The organism is Streptomyces sp. 351MFTsu5.1 (genome assembly GCF_000383655.1).
GTDB lineage: Bacteria > Actinomycetota > Actinomycetes > Streptomycetales > Streptomycetaceae > Streptomyces > Streptomyces griseorubiginosus.
In genome coordinates, this window is sequence record NZ_KB911794.1 from 21,405 (window position 1) to 40,348 (window position 18,944).

General features: G+C 71.0%; 18 protein-coding genes and 1 pseudogene. 13 read left to right on the top strand and 6 right to left on the bottom strand.

Going from position 1 to position 18,944, the window contains the following annotated elements; genetic code table 11:
* Positions 1 to 8: 8 nt before the first annotated feature.
* A complete protein-coding gene (gene glgX / locus H295_RS0133960; RefSeq protein ID WP_020139814.1) occupies positions 9 to 2,255 on the bottom strand; it encodes a glycogen debranching protein GlgX in 2,247 nt (748 codons plus the stop codon).
* A gap of 294 nt (positions 2,256 to 2,549) precedes the next feature.
* Between glgX and H295_RS0133965 the strand changes: the two genes are divergently transcribed.
* The 6 genes from H295_RS0133965 to H295_RS0133990 all read left to right on the top strand — a co-directional run bounded on the left by H295_RS0133965 (position 2,550) and on the right by H295_RS0133990 (position 8,735).
* A complete protein-coding gene (locus H295_RS0133965) occupies positions 2,550 to 3,776 on the top strand; it encodes a L,D-transpeptidase (protein WP_028810000.1) in 1,227 nt (408 codons plus the stop codon).
* A 112-nt stretch (positions 3,777 to 3,888) separates the two neighbouring features.
* The gene (locus tag H295_RS0133970) at positions 3,889 to 5,139 is read left to right on the top strand and encodes a L,D-transpeptidase (protein WP_020139816.1); all 1,251 of its coding nucleotides are present in this window, start codon (positions 3,889 to 3,891) and stop codon (positions 5,137 to 5,139) included.
* A 101-nt stretch (positions 5,140 to 5,240) separates the two neighbouring features.
* The gene (locus H295_RS0133975; protein ID WP_020139817.1) at positions 5,241 to 6,008 is read left to right on the top strand and encodes an enoyl-CoA hydratase/isomerase family protein; all 768 of its coding nucleotides are present in this window, start codon (positions 5,241 to 5,243) and stop codon (positions 6,006 to 6,008) included.
* A gap of 262 nt (positions 6,009 to 6,270) precedes the next feature.
* Positions 6,271 to 6,774: an ATP-binding protein gene (locus tag H295_RS0133980; protein WP_020139818.1), complete on the top strand. Its 504-nt coding sequence runs from the start codon at positions 6,271 to 6,273 to the stop codon at positions 6,772 to 6,774.
* A 42-nt stretch (positions 6,775 to 6,816) separates the two neighbouring features.
* On the top strand, positions 6,817 to 7,548 hold the full coding sequence (locus H295_RS0133985) for a polysaccharide deacetylase family protein (protein WP_020139819.1): 732 nt from the start codon (positions 6,817 to 6,819) through the stop codon (positions 7,546 to 7,548).
* Positions 7,548 to 8,735 (top strand): YncE family protein, encoded by a 1,188-nt coding sequence (locus tag H295_RS0133990; protein WP_020139820.1) that lies wholly within the window; start codon positions 7,548 to 7,550, stop codon positions 8,733 to 8,735. The genes H295_RS0133985 and H295_RS0133990 overlap by 1 nt, the downstream gene beginning before the upstream one ends.
* Before the next feature lie 673 nt (positions 8,736 to 9,408).
* Here H295_RS0133990 and H295_RS0133995 read toward each other — a convergent pair.
* Positions 9,409 to 10,044: a GNAT family N-acetyltransferase gene (locus H295_RS0133995; protein WP_020139821.1), complete on the bottom strand. Its 636-nt coding sequence runs from the start codon at positions 10,042 to 10,044 to the stop codon at positions 9,409 to 9,411.
* A 48-nt stretch (positions 10,045 to 10,092) separates the two neighbouring features.
* On the opposite strand from H295_RS0133995, the gene H295_RS0134000 reads away from it, so the two are divergent.
* Both H295_RS0134000 and H295_RS0134005 read left to right on the top strand, forming a co-directional pair.
* Complete coding sequence (locus H295_RS0134000; RefSeq protein ID WP_020139822.1) at positions 10,093 to 11,004, top strand: MerR family transcriptional regulator; 912 nt, start codon at positions 10,093 to 10,095, stop codon at positions 11,002 to 11,004.
* Positions 11,005 to 11,045: 41 nt separating this feature from the next.
* Positions 11,046 to 11,279 (top strand): EF-hand domain-containing protein, encoded by a 234-nt coding sequence (locus tag H295_RS0134005; RefSeq protein ID WP_043218433.1) that lies wholly within the window; start codon positions 11,046 to 11,048, stop codon positions 11,277 to 11,279.
* A 53-nt stretch (positions 11,280 to 11,332) separates the two neighbouring features.
* Here the strand turns inward: H295_RS0134005 and H295_RS0134010 are convergent.
* Positions 11,333 to 11,590: pseudogene (locus H295_RS0134010) on the bottom strand (ABC transporter ATP-binding protein); the annotation flags it as partial.
* Between H295_RS0134010 and H295_RS44000 the strand changes: the two are divergent.
* Entirely contained in the window at positions 11,569 to 12,156 is a 588-nt protein-coding gene (locus H295_RS44000; RefSeq protein ID WP_078616830.1) for a FadR/GntR family transcriptional regulator, read from the top strand. The pseudogene H295_RS0134010 and the gene H295_RS44000 overlap by 22 nt on opposite strands.
* Before the next feature lie 16 nt (positions 12,157 to 12,172).
* Here the strand turns inward: H295_RS44000 and H295_RS0134020 are convergent, their stop codons facing one another.
* From H295_RS0134020 to H295_RS0134030, 3 genes are all read right to left on the bottom strand, one after another.
* The gene (locus tag H295_RS0134020) at positions 12,173 to 12,715 is read right to left on the bottom strand and encodes an MOSC domain-containing protein (RefSeq protein WP_020139826.1); all 543 of its coding nucleotides are present in this window, start codon (positions 12,713 to 12,715) and stop codon (positions 12,173 to 12,175) included.
* A gap of 37 nt (positions 12,716 to 12,752) precedes the next feature.
* Complete coding sequence (locus H295_RS0134025) at positions 12,753 to 13,310, bottom strand: glycoside hydrolase family 25 protein (protein ID WP_020139827.1); 558 nt, start codon at positions 13,308 to 13,310, stop codon at positions 12,753 to 12,755.
* A gap of 91 nt (positions 13,311 to 13,401) precedes the next feature.
* On the bottom strand, positions 13,402 to 13,776 hold the full coding sequence (locus H295_RS0134030) for a hypothetical protein (protein ID WP_020139828.1): 375 nt from the start codon (positions 13,774 to 13,776) through the stop codon (positions 13,402 to 13,404).
* Positions 13,777 to 14,041: 265 nt separating this feature from the next.
* Here H295_RS0134030 and H295_RS44005 point away from each other — a divergent pair, with 265 nt between their 5' ends.
* The 4 genes from H295_RS44005 (at position 14,042) to H295_RS0134050 (ending at position 18,903) form a co-directional block, all read left to right on the top strand.
* Positions 14,042 to 15,148, top strand: coding sequence for a LacI family DNA-binding transcriptional regulator (locus tag H295_RS44005; protein WP_020139829.1), 1,107 nt, complete (start codon positions 14,042 to 14,044; stop codon positions 15,146 to 15,148).
* Between the two features lie 416 nt (positions 15,149 to 15,564).
* The gene (locus H295_RS0134040) at positions 15,565 to 16,959 is read left to right on the top strand and encodes an ABC transporter substrate-binding protein (protein ID WP_020139830.1); all 1,395 of its coding nucleotides are present in this window, start codon (positions 15,565 to 15,567) and stop codon (positions 16,957 to 16,959) included.
* A 76-nt stretch (positions 16,960 to 17,035) separates the two neighbouring features.
* Positions 17,036 to 17,977 carry a carbohydrate ABC transporter permease gene (locus H295_RS0134045; RefSeq protein WP_028810002.1) on the top strand — a complete coding sequence of 314 codons (942 nt, stop codon included), beginning with the start codon at positions 17,036 to 17,038 and terminating at the stop codon, positions 17,975 to 17,977.
* Positions 17,974 to 18,903 (top strand): carbohydrate ABC transporter permease, encoded by a 930-nt coding sequence (locus tag H295_RS0134050; protein ID WP_020139832.1) that lies wholly within the window; start codon positions 17,974 to 17,976, stop codon positions 18,901 to 18,903. Before H295_RS0134045 ends, H295_RS0134050 begins: the two co-directional genes overlap by 4 nt.
* The last annotated feature ends 41 nt before the right edge of the window (positions 18,904 to 18,944 follow it).

Genomic DNA, 18,944 nt, shown 5'->3' on the forward strand with positions numbered 1-18,944 from the left:
ACACCGCCTCAGTCGGCCACCCTGAGCAGCAGCACCGCCCGTGCCGGGACCGTGACCGACGACCCCGCCCGGTGCACCACCGCCGGTGCCTCCCCCTGTTCCTCCCTCGACGTGTCGACGACCACCTCGTACCGCTCCGCCCACGGCGGTCCCGGCAGCTGGAAGGCCGTCGGGCGGTCACCCGCGTGCAGGACGGCCAGGAAGCTGTCGTCGACGATCGGCGCCCCGCGGTCGTCACGGCCGGGGATGTCCCGCCCCGACAGATACATGCCGAGCGTGGCGGCGGGCGCGTACCAGTCGTGTTCCGTCATCTCGGTGCCGCGCGCGGTGAACCAGGCCAGGTCCCGCAACCCGTCCGCCGAGTGCGCCCGCCCCGAGAAGAACGCCCGGCGCCTGAGCACCGGATGCCGGTGTCTGAGATCGATCAGCCGGGCGGTGAGGTCGAACAGGGCCTTCCAGCCGGGATCCTCCAGCAGCTCCCAGTCCACCCAGCTGATCTCGTTGTCCTGGCAGTAGGCGTTGTTGTTGCCGCGCTGCGTGCGGCCCATCTCGTCGCCCGCGACCAGCATCGGCACCCCCGTCGACAGCAGCAGTGTGGTGAGCAGGTTCCTCAACTGCCGTCGCCTGAGCGCCCGTACGCGCTCGTCGTCCGTCTCGCCCTCGGCCCCGCAGTTCCACGCCCGGTTGTCGTCGGTGCCGTCCCGGTTGCCCTCGCCGTTCGCCTCGTTGTGCTTCCTCTCGTACGACACCAGGTCGCGCAGGGTGAAACCGTCGTGCGCGGTGATGAAGTTGACCGAGGCGTACGGCCGCCGCCCGCCCCACGCGTACAGGTCGCTGGAGCCCGACAGGCGGTAGCCGAGGTCCCGTACGTCCGGCAGAGCGCCTCGCCAGAAGTCCCGTACGGCGTTGCGGTAGCGGTCGTTCCACTCCGTCCACAGGGGCGGGAAGGCGCCCACCTGGTAGCCCCCGGAGCCCACGTCCCACGGCTCGGCGATCAGCTTCACCCGGCGCAGCACCGGGTCCTGGGCGATCACCGCGAGGAACGGGGACAGCATGTCGACGTCGTGCATCGAGCGGGCCAGCGCGGCCGCCAGGTCGAAGCGGAAGCCGTCCACGCCCATCTCCGTCACCCAGTAGCGCAGGGAGTCGGTGATCAGCCGCAGGACGTGCGGCTGGACGACGTGCAGGGTGTTGCCGCAGCCCGTGTAGTCCGCGTAGCGCCGGGCGTCCGACTGGAGGCGGTAGTAGCCCCGGTTGTCGATGCCCTTCAGGGACAGCGTGGGGCCCAGCTCGCCCGCCTCCGCCGTGTGGTTGTAGACCACGTCGAGGATGACCTCGATCCCGGCGGCGTGCAGCGCGCGGACCATGCGCTTGAACTCGCCGACCTGCTGGCCCGTCGTACCGGAGGCGGCGTAGGACGCGTGCGGCGCGAAGTAGCCGATGGAGTTGTAGCCCCAGTAGTTCTTCAGGCCGCGCCGCAGCAGGTGGTCCTCGTGCGCGAACTGGTGGACGGGGAGCAGCTCGACGGCCGTCACGCCCAGTCTCACCAGGTGCTCGATCGCGGCCGGATGCGCCAGCCCGGCGTACGTGCCCCGCAGTTCCTCGGGGATGCCGGGGTGCCGGGCCGTGAAGCCCCGCACATGCACCTCGTAGATGACCGAGTCCGCCCACGGGGTCTTCGGCCTCCGGTCCTCCATCCATTCGTCGTCGGTGGCGTCGTCGTGGACGACCACCCCCTTCGGGACGTACGGCGCCGAGTCACGGTCGTCCCGGACGGTGTCCGCGACCTGCTGCTGGGGCCAGTCACGGACATGGCCGTACACCTCGGGCGGCAGGCTGAAGTCACCGTCCACCGCGCGGGCGTACGGGTCCAGGAGCAGCTTCGCCGGGTTCCAGCGGCCGCCGGTCCACGGGTCCCAGCGGCCGTGCACCCGGAAGCCGTAGCGCTGGCCGGGCATGACACCGGGGACGAAGCCGTGCCAGATCTCGTGGGTGAGCTCGCCGAGCCGGGCCCGGGTCTCCCTGCCGTCCGCGTCGAACAGGCACAGCTCGACGGCCTCGGCACCGCCCGCCCACAGCGCGAAGTTGGTCCCCGCGACTCCGTCCGGACCGACCCGGAACCTGGCCCCCAGCGGGGTCGGCGCACCGGGCCACACCGGTACGGGTGGTGCTCCCCGCCGCGTGCCGTTCACCAGCGCGGCGGGGCGCTCCTCGGCGGCTTCGGTCACCGCCTCCTGCTCGGCTGCGCTGGACACCGGTCCTCCCACGGCTCGTGGAACGAGATGGAAAAGGGCGCACGGCATCCCATCCGCGGCACCCCCTCACGTCGTCCTCCCCACTGTTCTGCCCACGGGTCGGCTCGCACTCACGGGTTCGCTCCGCTGGGTTGGGCGGGGCGCCTTCGGACGTGCCGGGTCAGGTTGTCCGGCGACTGCGGGTCCGTGGGGGCTGGTCGCGCAGTTCCTCGCGCCCCCAAGAAGCGTAGGCCACCGTCGCCGGAGATCCGAAGGTCACGTTTCCCCCCGGTAGGCGCCGTCGTTGAGCCGGGTGTGAGACATGGACAGGGGCGCGCTCGGCGTGCCGGGACCGTGATGGTCGCCGTGGTGACATGGGCAGGACTGCTGGCCGGGGCCGCCGGCTGCACCGCGGGCGGGGGTGGCGGGATCAGCGGGGTCGGAGGGTTCGGCAAGCCCCCGGCGCCCGAGGACGTGATCAGGGTCGCCCCCGACGACGGCACCAGGGGCGTGCCGCCCGAGGAGAGGCTGCGGGTCCGGGTGGCCGGCGGCCGCCTGGAGTCGGTCACCGTCGTGAAGTCCCAGGACGCGCAGGACACTCCGGTCCCCGGGCGCATCTCCGACGACGGGCTGCGCTGGGAACCCGACGAGGCGCGGCTCGCGCTCGCCGCGAAGTACACCGTCGACGCGGTCGCCCTCGACGCGCACGGCCGCCGCTCGGCCCGGCACGCGACCTTCACCACGTACGTCCCCGGGAAGCGCTTCGTCGGGTACGTGACCCCCGAGAACCGCTCCACCGTCGGCACCGGGATGATCGTCTCGCTGGCGTTCAACCGGGAGATCCAGGACCGCGCGGCCGTCGAACGCGCCGTCCGCGTCACCGCGCAGCCGCCCGTCGAGATCCGCCCCCACTGGTTCGGCCGGGGCCGCCTCGATTTCCGGCCCGAGCACTACTGGCAGCCCGGGACCCGGGTGACGGTCGCGCTGCGGCTCCGGGACGTGGAGGGCGCGCCCGGCGTCTACGGCCTCCAGTACAAGACCGTCTCCTTCACCGTCGGCCGCAGCCAGGTCTCCCTCGTGGACGCGGCCGCACACACCATGCAGGTCAGGCGGGACGGCGAACTCCTCGCCACCGTGCCGATCACCGCGGGCGCCCCCAAGACCACCACGTACAACGGCAAGATGGTCGTCACCGAGATGCTGGAAGTGACCCGCATGAACAGCCGTACGGTCGGCTTCGGCGGCGAGTACGACATCCCGGACGTGCCGCACGCCCTGCGGCTGACCGACTCCGGCACCTTCCTGCACGGCAACTACTGGGCGCCGGACGCCCCCGGCAGGGTCAATGTCAGCCACGGCTGTGTGGGCCTCAGGGATGTGAAGGGCGGCAGCTCGGAGACGCCCGCGGGCTGGTTCTTCGACCGCAGTCTCGTCGGTGACGTGGTCGAGGTCGTCCACAGCGATGACAAAAAGGTCGCTCCCGACAATGGCCTCGGGGGATGGAATATGACGTGGAAGCAGTGGAATGCGGGCAGTGACTGAATGGTGACCTTCTACTCACAAGATTCTGAAATTTATGCGGTTAATATGCGCCGACACGCGGTGATCGCGGGGGTGATGCGGGCCTGACCAGGCCCGGCGAGGGGAGATCGACTTGAACGTGCGACCGATATCGGGGGCGTCGGTTGACGCGCGGGGGCGTGGGGCCAAGGGGCTGCTGGCGCTGATACTCGGCGTCCTGCTGCTGGCCGTGACCGCGTGCGGTGGCGGGGGAGCCGGATCCGGTTCGGGCTCCGGGGACGCCAAGAGCGGGAAGGGTGACTCGGCAGCCGCCGAGACCAAGCAGTCCGAGGCGATCGTCTCCATCACCCCGAAGGACGGCGCGAAGTCCGTCGACACCAGCGGCGCCCTCAAGGTCGCCGCCACGAAGGGCAAGTTGACCGAGGTGCAGGTCAAGGACGCCAAGGGCACCGCGGTGGAGGGGAAGATAGCCGCCGACGGCGCCTCCTGGACGCCGTCCACGCATCTCGCCTCCGGCACCGCCTACACGGTGCACGCGATCGCGAAGGACTCCAAGGGCCGTACGGCGGCCGAGGACTCCGGCTTCACCACCCTGACCCCGAAGAACACCTTCATCGGCACATTCACGCCCGAGGACGGCTCGACGGTCGGCGTCGGAATGCCGTTCTCGCTCCGCTTCACCCGGGGCATCACGAGTCCCGACGACGTCGAGAAGGCCATCACCGTCAAGACCTCGCCGGCCGTCGACGTCCAGGGCCACTGGTTCGGCAACGACCGTCTGGACTTCCGTCCCGAGCACTACTGGAAGGAAGGCACCAAGGTCACCGTCCAGCTCCGTCTCGACGGCGTCGAGGGCCGCAAGGGCGTCTACGGCAAGCAGAACAAGACCGTCTCCTTCACCATCGGCCGCAACCAGGTCTCCGTCGTGGACGCCAAGAAGCACACGATGAAGGTCACGCAGGACGGCAAGACCGTCAGGACCATCCCGGTCACCACCGGCAAGCCCGGCTACGACACCTGGAACGGCCAGATGGTCATCAGCGAGAAGCTCGCGGTGACCCGGATGAACGGCGAGACGGTCGGGTACGGCGGCGAGTACGACATCAAGGACGTCCCGCACGCCTCCCGCCTCACCGACTCCGGCACCTTCCTGCACGGCAACTACTGGGGCGGCGACGCCTTCGGCAACTACAACGCCAGCCATGGCTGCGTGGGCCTGCGCGACGTCAAGGGCGGCTACGACAGCGGGGTCCCGGCGGCCTGGTTCTTCAACCACTCCCTGATCGGCGACGTGGTGATCGTGAAGAACTCCCACGACGCGACCGTCGCCCCGGACAACGGCCTCAACGGCTGGAACATGTCCTGGGACAAGTGGACGGCGTGACGCTCCGACGGCCGACGGCCGATGCGTGACGACTGACGTACGGCCCCGGTGTGAGCTACGGCACCGGGGCCGTTGCCGTTAGTCCCCGTTAACCTGCTGGCATGACCGTGAATCTCGAAGTCGCCGAAGGTGTCGGCGTCATCCGTCTCGACCGGCCGCCCATGAACGCGCTGGACGTGGCCACCCAGGACCGGCTGAAGGAGCTCGCCGAGGAGGCGACCCGGCGTGAGGACGTGCGCGCGGTGGTCGTGTACGGCGGGGAGAAGGTGTTCGCGGCGGGCGCGGACATCAAGGAGATGCAGGACATGGACCACACCGCGATGGTCCTGCGCGCCCGCGCCCTCCAGGACTCCTTCACGGCCGTGGCCCGCATCCCCAAGCCGGTCGTCGCCGCGATCACCGGCTACGCGCTGGGCGGCGGCTGCGAACTCGCCCTGTGCGCGGACTTCCGGATCGCCGCGGAGAACGCCAAGCTGGGCCAGCCGGAGATCCTGCTCGGCCTGATCCCCGGCGCGGGCGGCACCCAGCGCCTGGCCCGGCTGGTCGGACCGTCCAAGGCGAAGGACCTGATCTTCACCGGCCGTATGGTCAAGGCCGACGAGGCACTGGCGCTCGGCCTCGTGGACCGGGTCGTCCCCGCCGACGAGGTGTACGCCGAGGCCCACGCCTGGGCGGCGAAGCTCGCGCAGGGACCGGCGATCGCGCTGCGCGCGGCGAAGGAGTCGATCGACACGGGTCTGGAGACGGACATCGAGACCGGGCTCGCGGTGGAACGCAACTGGTTCGCAGGCCTGTTCGCCACCGAGGACCGCGCACGGGGCATGAAGAGCTTCGTCGAGGAAGGACCCGGCAAGGCGAAATTCCTCTGAATCCCTTGCAATTGACGCGATGTCTGATCCGGGTCCCTCGATGGGGCGGTTTATGGGAGCCTTAAGGCAACCTTAAGTCTGCCTTGTCGAGGGAGTCCGTCGATTGCCTCCTCATGAGCCTCCGCCACAGGTCACCAGGGCTGTTGACGGCGCCGATGTGCCGTTGGCATATGCCGATCACCCTTCTCGGAACAGCGCGTTCAGGGGGGCGTATTCGTCAGGAACGGCCCCGGAGGGCGCTTTGGGCGGCCATGATGGGGTCATGGCGGGGCTGGAGGGTTTCGAACAGCCGCGGGGAGACGGCCGTGCGACGGCGGCGCGCTGGTCTCCGGCGGTCGAGGACGAGCACGCACTGAAGGTGCTCGAACTGTTCGGAAACCCCACCGAGGCCGAGGTCCCCCTGCCGTCCCGCCCGGAGTCCGCGGCGGCCGCCCGGCGCCTGACCCAGGTGATCGTGCTGCGCGACTGGGGGCTGACCCCCAAGATGGCGGAGGACGCGGTGTTACTCGTGTCCGAGCTCGTCGGCAACGCCGTACGGCACACCGGGGCAAGGGTGTTCGGCCTGCGCATGCGGCGCCGGCGGGGGTGGATCCGGATAGAGGTGCGGGACCCCTCGCGCGGACTGCCCTGTCTGATGCCGGTCCAGGAGATGGACGTCAGCGGACGGGGACTGTTCCTCGTCGACAAGCTGTCCGACCGGTGGGGGGTCGATCTGCTGCCCCGCGGCAAGACCACCTGGTTCGAGATGCGGGTGGCCGACAGGTAGCCGGTGGGTCGATCAGCGGCAATCCGCCACAGAACCCCTTAAATGGGGCGGGTGACCGCTACCGACCGCCGGACCGTGCTGCTCGCCACCGCCGGGCTGACATTGGCCGCGGGATGTGCGACCAGGAGTGCCGTCGCTCATCCCGCCCCCTCCTCCGCCGGCAGCGCCCCACCCCTCCCCGCCCAGCTCACCCACGGCCCCCGCGACCGCCCCCGGGTCGCCCTCACCTTCCACGGCGCCGGTGATCCCGCCACCGCACGTGCGCTGCTCACCGAGGCCGAGCAGCGCGGAGCCCGGCTCACCGTGCTCGCCGTGGGCACCTGGCTCGACGCCCACCCCGACCTTGCCCGCCGGATCCTGGACGGCGGCCACGACCTCGGCAACCACACCCTGAGCCACCTCGACATCAACGCGATGTCCGAGGCCGAGGCGCGTCAGGAGATCACCGGCTGCGCCGAGCAGATCCGGCGGCTCACCGGGACGGTGGGGACCTGGTTCCGGCCCTCCCGCACTCCCACCGCCTCACCCCTCGTCACCCGGCTGGCCCAGGAGGCCGGCTACCCCCACGTCCTGTCCTACGACGTCGACTCCCTCGACTACACCTCGCCCGGCGCCGCCGCCGTCGCCCGCAAGGTACTCGCCGAGATCCGCGAAGGGTCCGTGGTGAGCCTGCACTTCGGGTACGCCGACACGGTCGCCGCCCTCCCCGTCGTACTGGAAGAACTCGACCGGCGCGGCCTGGCCGCGGTGACCACCACGGAGTTGTTCAGCTGATGACCCGTACCCTCGCCCAGCGCGCTCTGATCGCCTGTGCCGCCCTCGTCGTCCTCGCCGCCTGCGGCACCGGGACCGAGGACGGCGTGAAGGAGGCCCTCGGCACCAAGGCTGCCGCCCCGGTGCACCCGGTGAAACCCGTGCGGAAGGCGGTCCAGGGGCTCCCCGGGATGCCGCCCGTCCTCGACCCGAAGGACGTCTACGCCGCCGACCGCCCGAACCGGCTCTCCCCCGTGGTGAAGGACTTCCCCTCGCGGGTCTACGTGCCCAACACCGAGTCCGACACGGTCTCCGTCATCGACCCGAAGACGTACGAGGTCATCGACACGATCCATGTCGGACGGCAGCCCCAGCACGTCGTGCCCTCCTGGGACATGAAGACGCTCTGGGTCAACAACGACCGCGGCAACACCCTCACCCCGATCGACCCGAGCACCGGGAAGGCGGGCAAGCCGGTCGATGTGCACGACCCCTACAACCTGTACTTCACGCCGAACGGCAAGTACGCCATCGTGATGGCCTCCCTCGACCGGGAGCTGGTCTTCCGCGACGCGTACACCATGGAGCGGAGGAAGACGGTCCCGGTCAGCTGCTACGGCGTCAACCACGCCGACTTCTCCCTGGACGGCCGGTACTTCATCGTGTCCTGCGAGTTCAGCGGGGAGCTGCTGAAGGTCGACACCGAGAAGATGGAGGTGATCGGCCAGCAGAAGCTGCCCTTCGGCGGGGCCATGCCGCAGGACGTCAAGGTCTCGCCCGACGGGAAGCGGTTCTACGTCGCCGACATGATGGCCGACGGGATGTGGGTCCTGGACGGGGACACCTTCGGCAAGCCGACCCTGCTGCCCACCGGCAAGGGCACCCACGGCCTGTACGTCAGCCGTGACTCCCGTGAAATGTACGTCTCCAACCGGGGCGAAGGGACCGTGTCCGTCTTCGACTTCGCCGAGAACCGGGTCACGAAGAAGTGGCACCTGCCCGGTGGTGGCAGCCCCGACATGGGGGGCGTCTCCGCCGACGGCAAGGTCCTGTGGCTGTCCGGCCGCTACAACTCCGAGGTCTACGCCATCGACACCCGCACCGGCGCCGAGCTCGCCCGCATCAAGGTCGGCAGCGGCCCCCACGGCCTCGCGGTGTACCCGCAACCGGGCCGCTACTCACTCGGCCACACCGGCATCTTCCGCTGACGACTCCCGCGTCACCGCACGTCACCGGGGGAGTGAGCAACGCCGCCGCGCGCCGCCGGGGTGCGAGCAGCACCGGCGCGTGGCCGGGAAGTGAGCAACCCCGGCGCGTGGCTGTGGGCGCGAGGAGTCCGCCGTACGTTGCTGGGGGTGCGAGCGGTCCGCCGCACGGCACTGAGGGAGTGACCAATGCCGCCGCGCGCCGCCGGGGTGTGAGCAGCACCGGCGCGTGGCTGGGGCGCGAGGAGTCCGCCGTACGTTGCTGGGGGTGCGAGCGGTCCGCCGCACGGCACTGGGGGAGTGACCAATGCCGCCGCGCGCCGCCGGGGTGTGAGCAGCACCGGCGCGTGGCTGGGAAGTGAGCAACCCCCGCGCGTGGCTGTGGGCGCGAGGAGTCCGCCGTACGTTGCTGGGGGTGCGAGCGGTCCGCCGCAACGCCGCTGGGGGTGCGAGCGGTCCGCCGCACGGCACTGGGGGAGTGAGCAACGCCGCCGTGCGTCGCCAGGGTGCGAGGAACCCCCGCGCGTGGCTGGGGCGCGAGCGGTCCGCCGTACGTTGCTGGGGGTGCGAGCGGTCCGTCGCAACGCCGCTGGGGGAGTGGGCAACGCCGCCGCACGTCAGCGGGGGGTGAGCAACACTCGCACGTCCTCGGGGTGCGAGGAACACCCCCCGCGCGTCAGCGGCGGGCGAGCAGTACCGCCTCCGCGCCCACCGGGCGGTAGCCCGCCGCCTGGAAGGCGCGCAGGCTGCGGGCGTTGCCCGGGGAGACCTGGGCCCACAGGGGCTCCGCGACCAGGTGGCGGGCCGCGGTCACCAGGACGCGGCCCAGGCCCCGCTGCCGTACCGCCTCGTCGACCTCGACCGAGACCTCCAGACGGCCGCCGACGCCGCGTCCCGTCACCAGCACCCCGCCGTCCGCCGTCCAGGCCCGGATGTCGTCGCGGCGCCCGCGGGCGTAGGCGATCCGGGGATGGTTCGCGTCCTCGATCTCCTCGAGCGCCAGGGGCGGTTCGCCCGGCAGCGGGTCGGCGACCAGCATCGCGTCGATCGTCTCCGACCTGCGCCCGGTCCGCTCCAGCAGGGCCGTCAGGAAACGCGGGTTCATGGTCGCGGCCAGCGGATCGCAGTCCAGGCCGCGCAGGGTGGCCCGGACCCACTCGGGGTCCTCGTCCGTGAAGACCACGGAGTGGGCCGTGAAGGAGAGCACGCCCGCGTCCCGGTGACAGGCCTGCGGCACGATCGTGGTGCCGCCGTCCGCCGGCGGGAAGACACCGCGGGCCGCCGCGTCGAGAATGTCCCGCAAAGTCTCCATCACCGGCTCCTTGAGTCTCCCGCCACTGGAAGGCCCACACTCGCAGACATGATCGACGACGGCACCGGCCTTTTCACCATCGGCGAGCTGGCCCGGACCACCGGACTGACCGTGCGGACCATCCGCTACTGGTCCGACGAGGGTGTCCTCACCCCGGTGACCCGCTCCGCCGGCGGCTACCGGCTCTACGACACCGAGTCCGTCGCCCGCCTGGAGCTGATCCGCACGCTGCGGGAACTGGGTCTCGGCCTGGACGCCGTACGCGAGGTCGTCGGGGGCGAGAAGGACCTGTCCTCCGTGGCGGCCGCGCATGTGGCCGCGCTGGACGCGCAGATCAGGTCACTGAAGGTGACCCGGGCGGTGCTGTCGACCGTGGCGCGACGGGGTTCGAGCGCGGAGGAGATGACGTTGATGCACAGACTTGCGCGGCTGTCGGCGGCCGAACGGCAGCGGATCGTGGACGACTTCGTGGAGGAGACCTTCCGCGGCCTGGACACGGCCGACCCGGTGATCCGGGACCGGCTGCGGCGGATCGGTGCCGATCTGCCCGAGGATCCCAGCCCCGAGCAGGTCGACGCGTGGGTGGAGCTGGCCGAACTGGTGCAGAAGGAGGACTTCCGGGCCGCGATGCGCAGGATGATCGAGTTCAACGCGGCCGGCCGGGGCCCGGACACCCCGGCCGGCACCTCGATGTGGTTCATCCGGCGGCTGGTCGAGCTGGTCGGGGACGCCCTCGCGCGCGGCACGGCCCCCGAGGACCCGGAGGCGGACGCCGTACTCGACGAACTGCTCGGGGAGGGCACGGACCGGGCGGCCGTGCTGGAGCGCATCGACCTGGGCCAGGAGGTCGACCGCTACCGGGAGTTGGCCGCCGTCATCTCCGGCGCGTCCGAGCCGCCGAGGTACCGGGCGGAGTTCTCCTGGGTGGTCGCCGCGCTGCGGTCCAGGACCGGCGGCTAATCTGACCTGCGGCAGCAAGCCAGTGAGACACGAAGCACGAGATGAGGGGCGGACCGGTGGCGCACATCGACATCGAGGAAGCACGCAAGCAGTTCGAGCGCATCGATGCGGACGGTGACGGCTCCATCACCGCCGCCGAGTTCAAGTCCGCCCTGGCCCAGGGGGGCGACTGGAACGTGACCGAGTCGGTCGCCGAGGCGATCATCAAGACCCGTGACCTGAACGGCGACAAGCTCCTGTCGTTCGACGAGTTCTGGGCCTTCCTGAACAAGTAGGGCGAACGGAGAGGGGGGGCGCCGCACCGGGCTTTCGGCGGGCGCCCCCTTCGTCATGCCCAGCCCCGGAGCCGTACCGTCCAGCGGCCCTCGTGCCGCTCCAGCACCAGCGGCAGGTCGAAGCACCTGCCGACCCGGTCGCTGGTGAGGACGTGCGCCGCCGGGCCCTGGGCGAGGACCCGGCCCTCCCGCAGCAGCAACGCATGGGTGGTGCCGGGCGGCAGCTCCTCCAGGTGATGTGTGACCAAGACCGTCGCCGGCGCCGGATGCTCCCGGCGCAGTACGTCCAGTGCGTCGATCAACTGCTCGCGGACTCGGCGTCGGCCGCTCCACGGTCCGTGAGGCGCTGCGGGCGCTGGCCGGGGCCGGGCTGGTGCGGCCGAGGCAGGGCGCGGGGGTGTTCGTCACGGCCGCGGAGGAGGTGCGGGACTGGCCGACCCGGCTGCGCCGGGCCGCGGTCACCGACGTCTACGAGGTCCGCATGGCAGTGGAGGTCCACGCGGCCCGCCTCGCCGCGCGCCGCCGTACCGTCGAGGACGTGGTGGCGATGGAACGCGCGCTGGAGGGCCGCCGGGCCGCCTCGGCCTCCTCCGACGCCGACTTCGTCGACGCCGACATCGCCTTCCACGCGGCGGTGGTCGCGGCCGCCCACAACCCCGTACTCGCGGACCTCTTCGGGGAGTTCACCCCGGTGCTGCGCGAGGGCCTGGTCGAACTGCTGGCCCTGACGGACCTGCGCGCCACCGACCCCAACACCGCGGACGAGGCCCACGCGGCCCTGGTCCGCGCGGTGGCGGACGGGGACGCGGAGGCGGCGGCGGAGATCCTGCGGGCGGAGCTGGAGGATCCGTTCCCGGGCCAGTGCCCGCTCCCGTGAACGGGCCCCGTCCCGGCTAGACGATGTCCAGGGGCTCGTGCGGACCGGACGGGAGGCCGATTCCGACGGTGTCGCCGGGGCGCACCACGCCACCCGTCACGACGACGCCCATGATCCCGGAAAGGAAGCGCGGCCGGCCGTTCTCGTCCCGGCTCACGACCTCCTTCATCAGCCCCTTACGGAAGCCGTCGATCTGCGCGCACGGATTCCGCAGCCCGGTCACCTCGACGACGGCCGTCCCCCCGAGCCGCAGGCGCGTGCCCCGGGGCAGTGCCAGCAGGTCGACCCCCCGGGTGGTGACGTTCTCGCCGAGCTCCCCGGCGGCCACCTCGAACCCGGCCCGCCGTACGTCCTCGAACAGCTCCTCGTGGATCAGGTGCACCTGCCGGAGGTTCGGCTGCGAGGGGTCCTTCCGCATCCGGAACCGGTGCTTCACCGTCGCTCCGCCGTGCACGTCCCCCTCCACCCCGAACCCCGCGAGCAAGGTGATGCTCTCCCGGTTCGGCTTGCTGAAGGAGTACGTTCCGTTGCTGCTGACCGCGCTGATCGTCCCACCCATGGCACCAGCCTAGGAGACGGCCACCGCGGAGCACCGCTCAGGCGTCCGCGGCCCACTCGCGCAGTGCGGCCTTGCTCGCGAAGTCGGCGACGTTCTTGTCCACCGGGTCGTCGGTGTACTGGTGGAAGCGCCACTTCGCCTTGATGCGGGGCTTGCCCGCGGTGACGTAGTCGGCGATCCAGAGACCGTCGCCGGCGTACGACGTGGTGTCCACGTTCAGCCAGTAGTGCCGGTTGCAGTAGAGCAGGACCCGGTTGTCCGGCCGGAGTTGGCGCACCTTGCGGATGAAGGCGTCCTTCTCCGCGTTGGTGGCGTGGGTGCCCTCGCCGGTCGTCTCCCAGTCCACGGCGAGGAGGTCGCCCGCCCTCTCGGGGGCGTGCTGGACGAAGTACTCGGCCTGGGCGGTGAGGTTGCCGGGCCACAGGAAGTGGTAGAAGCCGACGACCAGCCCGGCGTCGCGCGCGTGCTTGGCCTGGGCCGCGAGCTTGGGGTTGACGTAGGAGCGGCCCTCGGTCGCCTTGATGAAGGCGAAGGAGAGACCGTCCGTGGCGTAGGACGAGGACTGGTAGGCGCTGACATCGATACCGCGGAGCATGTGGGGGCTCCTTGAAGTGTCGTCGGGGGAAGGGGAGTTGTCATGATGCCCCCGATGGGCCGAACGACACCTGGGGCCGCCGCGACCGGCCTCAGCCCTGCTTCTGCGCCACGGCGTATCCGGGTACGGACGGCCACCGCACGGTGATGAGCACCGACTCCTCCTCCGCGTACCAGGAGTGGTCGACCCCGTGCCCCCACACGACGTAGTCGCCCTGTTCCGCCAGCACCACGTCCCGCCCCGGCAGCTCCACCCGGAAGCGGCCGCTGATCAGGATCAGCAGAGCGGTACGCGCCTCGCCCCGCACCCACTCCTCGCGGCGGTCACCGCGGGGGTGGATGCCCCACTTGATCTCCACGGCCTCGCTGTGCCGCGGATCGCCGGCCTCCTTGAAGTGGCCGAGGAGCCAGCCCCGGTCCAGCGGGGCGTCCTTGCCGGCGTTGCCCACGTACACGCTGTCGTTCATGGCGGGGGATGCTAGCAACTTCCCTTCCGCGCGGAAGCGCCGCACCGGCGCACCGGCGCTGAGCGGTATCCCCGCAGCTCACGGCCCTGTCGGCGGCCGGTCCCGGGTGTCGCGGCGGCGGGTCGCGTTGCCTTCCGGCGACGAAGATGGTGCGAAAACCCTTGACTCGACCTCTCCGGCCACATAGATATGTCTGCGCAGTCATGTCAGCGCAGTCATATTGAATCGGGACCTGCTGACGGCTGCCGGAGATCAGGAGAGACCCATGGCACGACTGGCAGGCACCGGCACCGGCGCCGCACCACGGAGCATCGACGTGGCGCGGCTGGCGGGCGTCTCGCAGAAGACGGTGTCCAGGGTCATGAACGGCGAGCAGTACGTCTCCGGAGATCTGCGCCGACGGGTCCTGGAAGCCGCCGAGACCCTCGGCTACCGGCTCAACCACGCCGCCCGTGCCCTGGCCTCGGGCCGGACCCGGTCCATCGGTGTGGTGACGCTCGGTACGGCGCTGTACGGCCCCGCCTCGCTGCTGACGGGCCTGGAGCGGGCTGTCCGGGACACCGGCTACACGCTCCGGGTGGTCAACACCGTGGAAGGCGACGCGCTGGGGATCGCCGGTGCCGTCGACTCGCTCCTCGACCAGGGTGTGGACGGCATCGTGATCTCCGAGCCGATCGACGAGGAGGGGGACGCCGACCTCGCGATCCGCGTCGACGTGCCGTTCCTGATCCTCGGGGCGCCGCCGCCGTTCACCGCGCACCGGGTGGTGACCGCGGGGCTCGTCGCCCACCAGCTGGCCCGGGCCGTCACCGAGCACCTGCTGGACCTCGGGCACCCGACCGTCCACCACCTCGCCGGTCCGCAGCGCTGGTACGCGGCCAGGGACCGGATGGAGGGCTGGCGGGCGACGCTGGCCGCGCACGGCAGGCGCGAACCGCCGGTGCTCGTGGGCGACTGGTCGGCCGCCTCGGGCCACCGCGCCGGGCTCGAACTGGCCGGGGAGGGTGACGTCACGGCGGTGTTCGCCGCCAACGACGACATGGCCATCGGGCTGATCCGCGCACTGGTGGAGACCGGCCGACGGGTGCCGGAGGACGTCAGTGTGGTCGGTCTGGACGACATCCCGGTGGCGGCCTACGTGTCCCCGCCGCTGACGACGGTCCGGCAGCCGTTCGACGCGACGGCGGAGGACGGCCTCAGACGGCTCGTCCACGCCATCGAGAACCCGGACGCGGACCCCGTCCCGGCCGAGGACCCGCCGGTCAACCTCGTCGTACGGGCCTCGACGGGGCCTCCGCCCCATACGACCACGCCGGGGCGGTGGGTCCCGCCCGAGCGAATGCCCTTGGGCGACCGGCGGGCCACCGCCTGACCAGCCGGTCGCCCGCAGCCCCGCCTCGCTGCCCCGTTCTCTGATCCCTGATCCCTGATCCCCATGGGAAACCCGCCCACCCACAGCGCACACCCGCACCGCCTCCCACCCCCGCACCCGAGTGCGCGAGCCGACCCGCCGTACCTGGTCGCCGTACCGCCCACTCTCCTGCGCGGAGGCCCCGGCGTCTCCCCACGAGCCGATCGCCGCCCGGAGTCTCCGCCCCTCCCGTCCCACCAGGCGTGAGCCCCCCTGTGAGCCGACGAGCGTGACGCGTCCGGCCCCGGTCCCGCGAGGAACACCCCCGCGGTCCGCCTCGGCCCCGACCGCTTCCCTCGCCGCACCCCGCCTCCGACCTCCCGAACCGCTCGCCGTCGCCGGTGCGCCGATTCCCTACGCCCTCTGCGGAGTCCACCATGTCGAAATTCCTCTCAGCCGCCTCCTCGGCTTCCCTGAACCGCCGCGGCTTCCTCGCCGCGACCGGAGCCCTCACGCTCGCGAGCACTCTCTCCGCCTGCGGCGGCAGCGGCAGCGGCGGCTCCGGCGGTGGCTCCTCCGCCAAGGCGGTCAGCCAGGCCGACATCGACAAGGCGATGAAGACGCCCACCGAGCTGGTGTTCTGGACCTGGGTCCCGAACATCGACAAGGAGGTCGCGCTCTTCCAGGCGAAGTACCCGGCCGTCAAGGTCAAGGTCGTCAACGCCGGTCAGGGCGTCACCCACTACACGAAGCTGCGCACCGCGATCAAGGCGGGCAGCGGTGCTCCCGACGCCGTGCAGATCGAGTACCAGGCGATCCCGACGTTCACCATCACCGACAGCCTGCTGGACCTGCGCCCGTACGGCGCCGCCAAGCTCAAGGACACCTTCGTGGACTGGACGTGGGGCCAGGTCAGCGGGGCCGGCGGCGAGGTCTTCGCGATCCCGCAGGACACCGGCCCGATGGGCATGCTGTACCGCAAGGACATCTTCGACCAGCACAGGATCGATGTGCCCACCACCTGGGACGAGTTCGCGGCCGCGGCCCGCAAGCTGCACAAGGCCGACCCGGACGTCTACCTCACCAACCTCGCCGCGAACGAGGCGGCCGCCTGGCACGGTCTGCTCTGGCAGGCGGGGGCCAAGCCCTACGCCCTGTCGGGCAAGAGCGACATCACCATCAGCGTGAACGACGCCGTCTCCCGCAAGCTCGGCGACTACTGGGGCGGCCTCGCCGAGGAAGGCGTCATCGGCACCGAGCCCGACTTCGCCGACTCCTGGTACGCGGCCCTGAACAAGGGCAAGTACGCCACCTGGATCACCGCGGCGTGGGGCCCGTCGTTCCTCTCCGGCTCGGCCAAGTCCACCGCCGGCAAGTGGCGCGCGGCCCCGCTGCCGCAGTGGGACGCGGCCAAGCCGAGCGCGGGCAACTGGGGCGGTTCGACCACCGCGGTCGTCAAGGGCACCAAGAACGCGATCGCCGCCGCGGTGTTCGCCCAGTTCCTCAACAGCGACCCGGCCAGTGCGAAGCTGTTCGCCACCGAGCAGTTCTTCTTCCCGGCCACCAAGGCCCTGCTCGGGGACGCGAGCTTCACCGGCGACGCGCCCTCCTTCTACGGCGGCCAGAAGGTCAACCAGGTTTTCGCCGACATCAGCTCCACGGTCTCGCCCTCCTTCCAGTGGCCGCCGTTCCTCGACCAGGCGGCCACGGACTGGACCGAGACCGTGGGCAAGTCCCTCGCCGACAGGACCGACACCGCCCGCGCGCTGGGCGCCTGGCAGACGCGGCTCACCACATACGCCAGGAACCAGGGCTTCACGGTCACGTCCTGACGTTCGCCGGATCCCGCGCCGACCGGCGCGGGACCCGCCCGCCCCACCTCGCACCCGCTTCCAGAAAGGCCCGACCATGACTGCCACCACCGCGGCCGCCCCCAAAGGCCGGCGCCGAGACGGGCCGGCCGGTCCCGCGCGCGGCGGCAGACGCCACCGCCGGTCGGCAGGGCCACTGTTCGTCGCCCCCTTCATGGTGCTGTTCCTGCTGCTCTTCCTCGCCCCCCTCGGCTATGCCGCCTACCTCAGCCTCTACCAGGAGCGGCTGATCGGCGGGACGGCCTTCGTCGGCCTCGACAACTACATCCAGGCCCTGACCGACCCGCTGCTCATCCACGGCGTGATCCGCGTCGCGCTGTTCTTCCTGATCCAGGTCCCGCTGATGCTGCTGCTGGCGCTGGTGTTCGCCCTCGCGCTGGACAGCGGCCTGCTACGGCTGGCCAAGGTGATCCGCCTCGGCATCTTCGTCCCGTACGCGGTGCCGAGCGTGGTCGCCGCCCTCATGTGGGGCTACCTGTACGGCCCGGACTTCGGCCCGTTCGCCCAGCTCAGCCGCGACCTCAGCCTGCCGGTGCCGCAGTTCCTCAGCGACAGCTGGATGCTCGGGAGCCTCGCGAACATCGTGACCTGGGAGTTCGTCGGCTACAACATGATCATCCTGTACGCCGCCCTGCGCACGATCCCGACCGAGCTGTACGAGGCCGCCGCGATGGACGGGGCCGGTGCCTGGCGGATCGCCTGGTCGATCAAGCTGCCCGCGCTGCGGCCCGCGCTGCTGCTCACCCTGCTGTTCTCCGTGATCGGCAGCTTCCAGCTCTTCAACGAGCCGAGCCTGCTGATGAAGGTCGCCCCCGACGTGATCAGCAGCTCCTACACCGCCAACCTCTACGCCTACTCCCTCGCCTTCACCGGCCAGCAGGTCAACTACGCGGCCACGGTGTCCTTCCTCCTCGGCCTCGTCATCGTGATCGTCTCCTACGGCGTCCTGCTCACCGCGAACCGCAGGAGGACGTCATGACGACCACCACTTCCCGGCCGACGACCGCGCCGAAGGGCACGGCCACGACTCGCGCCACCCGTACCAGGCCGCGCCGATCCCGCCGCAGCACCCCGCTGACCATCGCCATGCTGGCCGCCCTCGCGTACTTCCTGCTGCCGCTGTGCTGGCTGGTCATCGCCTCCACCAAGAGCACCCAGGACCTGTTCAACACCTTCGGCCTGTGGTTCTCGCACGCCCCGCAGCTGCTGACCAACGTCAAGGACACCTTCACCCAGGACGGCGGCGTCTTCGTGCGCTGGCTGATCAACACGGCCGTGTACGCGGGCGTCAGCGCCGTCGGCGCCTCACTGCTGGCGGCGGCCGGCGGGTACGGGTTCTCCAAGTTCCGCTTCCGCGGCGACCGGTTCGCGTTCAACCTCGTCGTCGGTGCGGTCATGGTCCCGGCCACCGCGCTGGCGATCCCGACCTACCTGCTGTTCGCCAAGGCCGGCCTGGTCAACACCCCGTGGGCGGTCATCCTGCCCTCCCTGGTCAACCCCTTCGGCCTCTATCTGATGCGGGTCTACGCCGAGGACGCCGTACCGGAGAGCCTCCTGGAGGCCGCCCGCATCGACGGGGCCGGCGAGCTGCGGATCTTCTTCCGGATCGTGCTCCGGCTGCTCGGTCCCGGCCTGGTCACCGTCCTGCTGTTCACGCTGGTGGCGACCTGGAACAACTACTTCCTGCCGCTGATCATGCTCAACGACCCGGACCTGTACCCGATCACGGTGGGGCTGTCCTCCTGGGCGGCGCAGGCCCAGAACGGCGGCTCCGGCGCCAGCAGCGACATGCTCGCGCTCGTGGTGACCGGCTCGCTGATCTCGATCGTCCCGCTGGTCGTGGCCTTCCTGATGCTCCAGCGGTACTGGCAGAGCGGCCTCGCCTCCGGCGGCGTCAAGCAGTAGCGCACACTTCTCCCCTCGCTCCCGTACCCCGGAGGTTCCCC

Coding starts and splice junctions, on each gene's coding strand:
- H295_RS0133975 (WP_020139817.1), top strand. CDS start 5,241: ATGACCGTGAATCTCGAAGTCGCCGAAGGTGTCGGCGTCATCCGTCTC.
- H295_RS0133980 (WP_020139818.1), top strand. CDS start 6,271: ATGGCGGGGCTGGAGGGTTTCGAACAGCCGCGGGGAGACGGCCGTGCG.
- H295_RS0133985 (WP_020139819.1), top strand. CDS start 6,817: ATGGGGCGGGTGACCGCTACCGACCGCCGGACCGTGCTGCTCGCCACC.
- H295_RS0133990 (WP_020139820.1), top strand. CDS start 7,548: ATGACCCGTACCCTCGCCCAGCGCGCTCTGATCGCCTGTGCCGCCCTC.
- H295_RS0133995 (WP_020139821.1), bottom strand. CDS start 10,044: ATGGAGACTTTGCGGGACATTCTCGACGCGGCGGCCCGCGGTGTCTTC.
- H295_RS0134000 (WP_020139822.1), top strand. CDS start 10,093: ATGATCGACGACGGCACCGGCCTTTTCACCATCGGCGAGCTGGCCCGG.
- H295_RS0134005 (WP_043218433.1), top strand. CDS start 11,046: ATGAGGGGCGGACCGGTGGCGCACATCGACATCGAGGAAGCACGCAAG.
- H295_RS0134020 (WP_020139826.1), bottom strand. CDS start 12,715: ATGGGTGGGACGATCAGCGCGGTCAGCAGCAACGGAACGTACTCCTTC.
- H295_RS0134025 (WP_020139827.1), bottom strand. CDS start 13,310: ATGCTCCGCGGTATCGATGTCAGCGCCTACCAGTCCTCGTCCTACGCC.
- H295_RS0134030 (WP_020139828.1), bottom strand. CDS start 13,776: ATGAACGACAGCGTGTACGTGGGCAACGCCGGCAAGGACGCCCCGCTG.
- H295_RS44005 (WP_020139829.1), top strand. CDS start 14,042: ATGGCACGACTGGCAGGCACCGGCACCGGCGCCGCACCACGGAGCATC.
- H295_RS0134040 (WP_020139830.1), top strand. CDS start 15,565: ATGTCGAAATTCCTCTCAGCCGCCTCCTCGGCTTCCCTGAACCGCCGC.
- H295_RS0134045 (WP_028810002.1), top strand. CDS start 17,036: ATGACTGCCACCACCGCGGCCGCCCCCAAAGGCCGGCGCCGAGACGGG.
- H295_RS0134050 (WP_020139832.1), top strand. CDS start 17,974: ATGACGACCACCACTTCCCGGCCGACGACCGCGCCGAAGGGCACGGCC.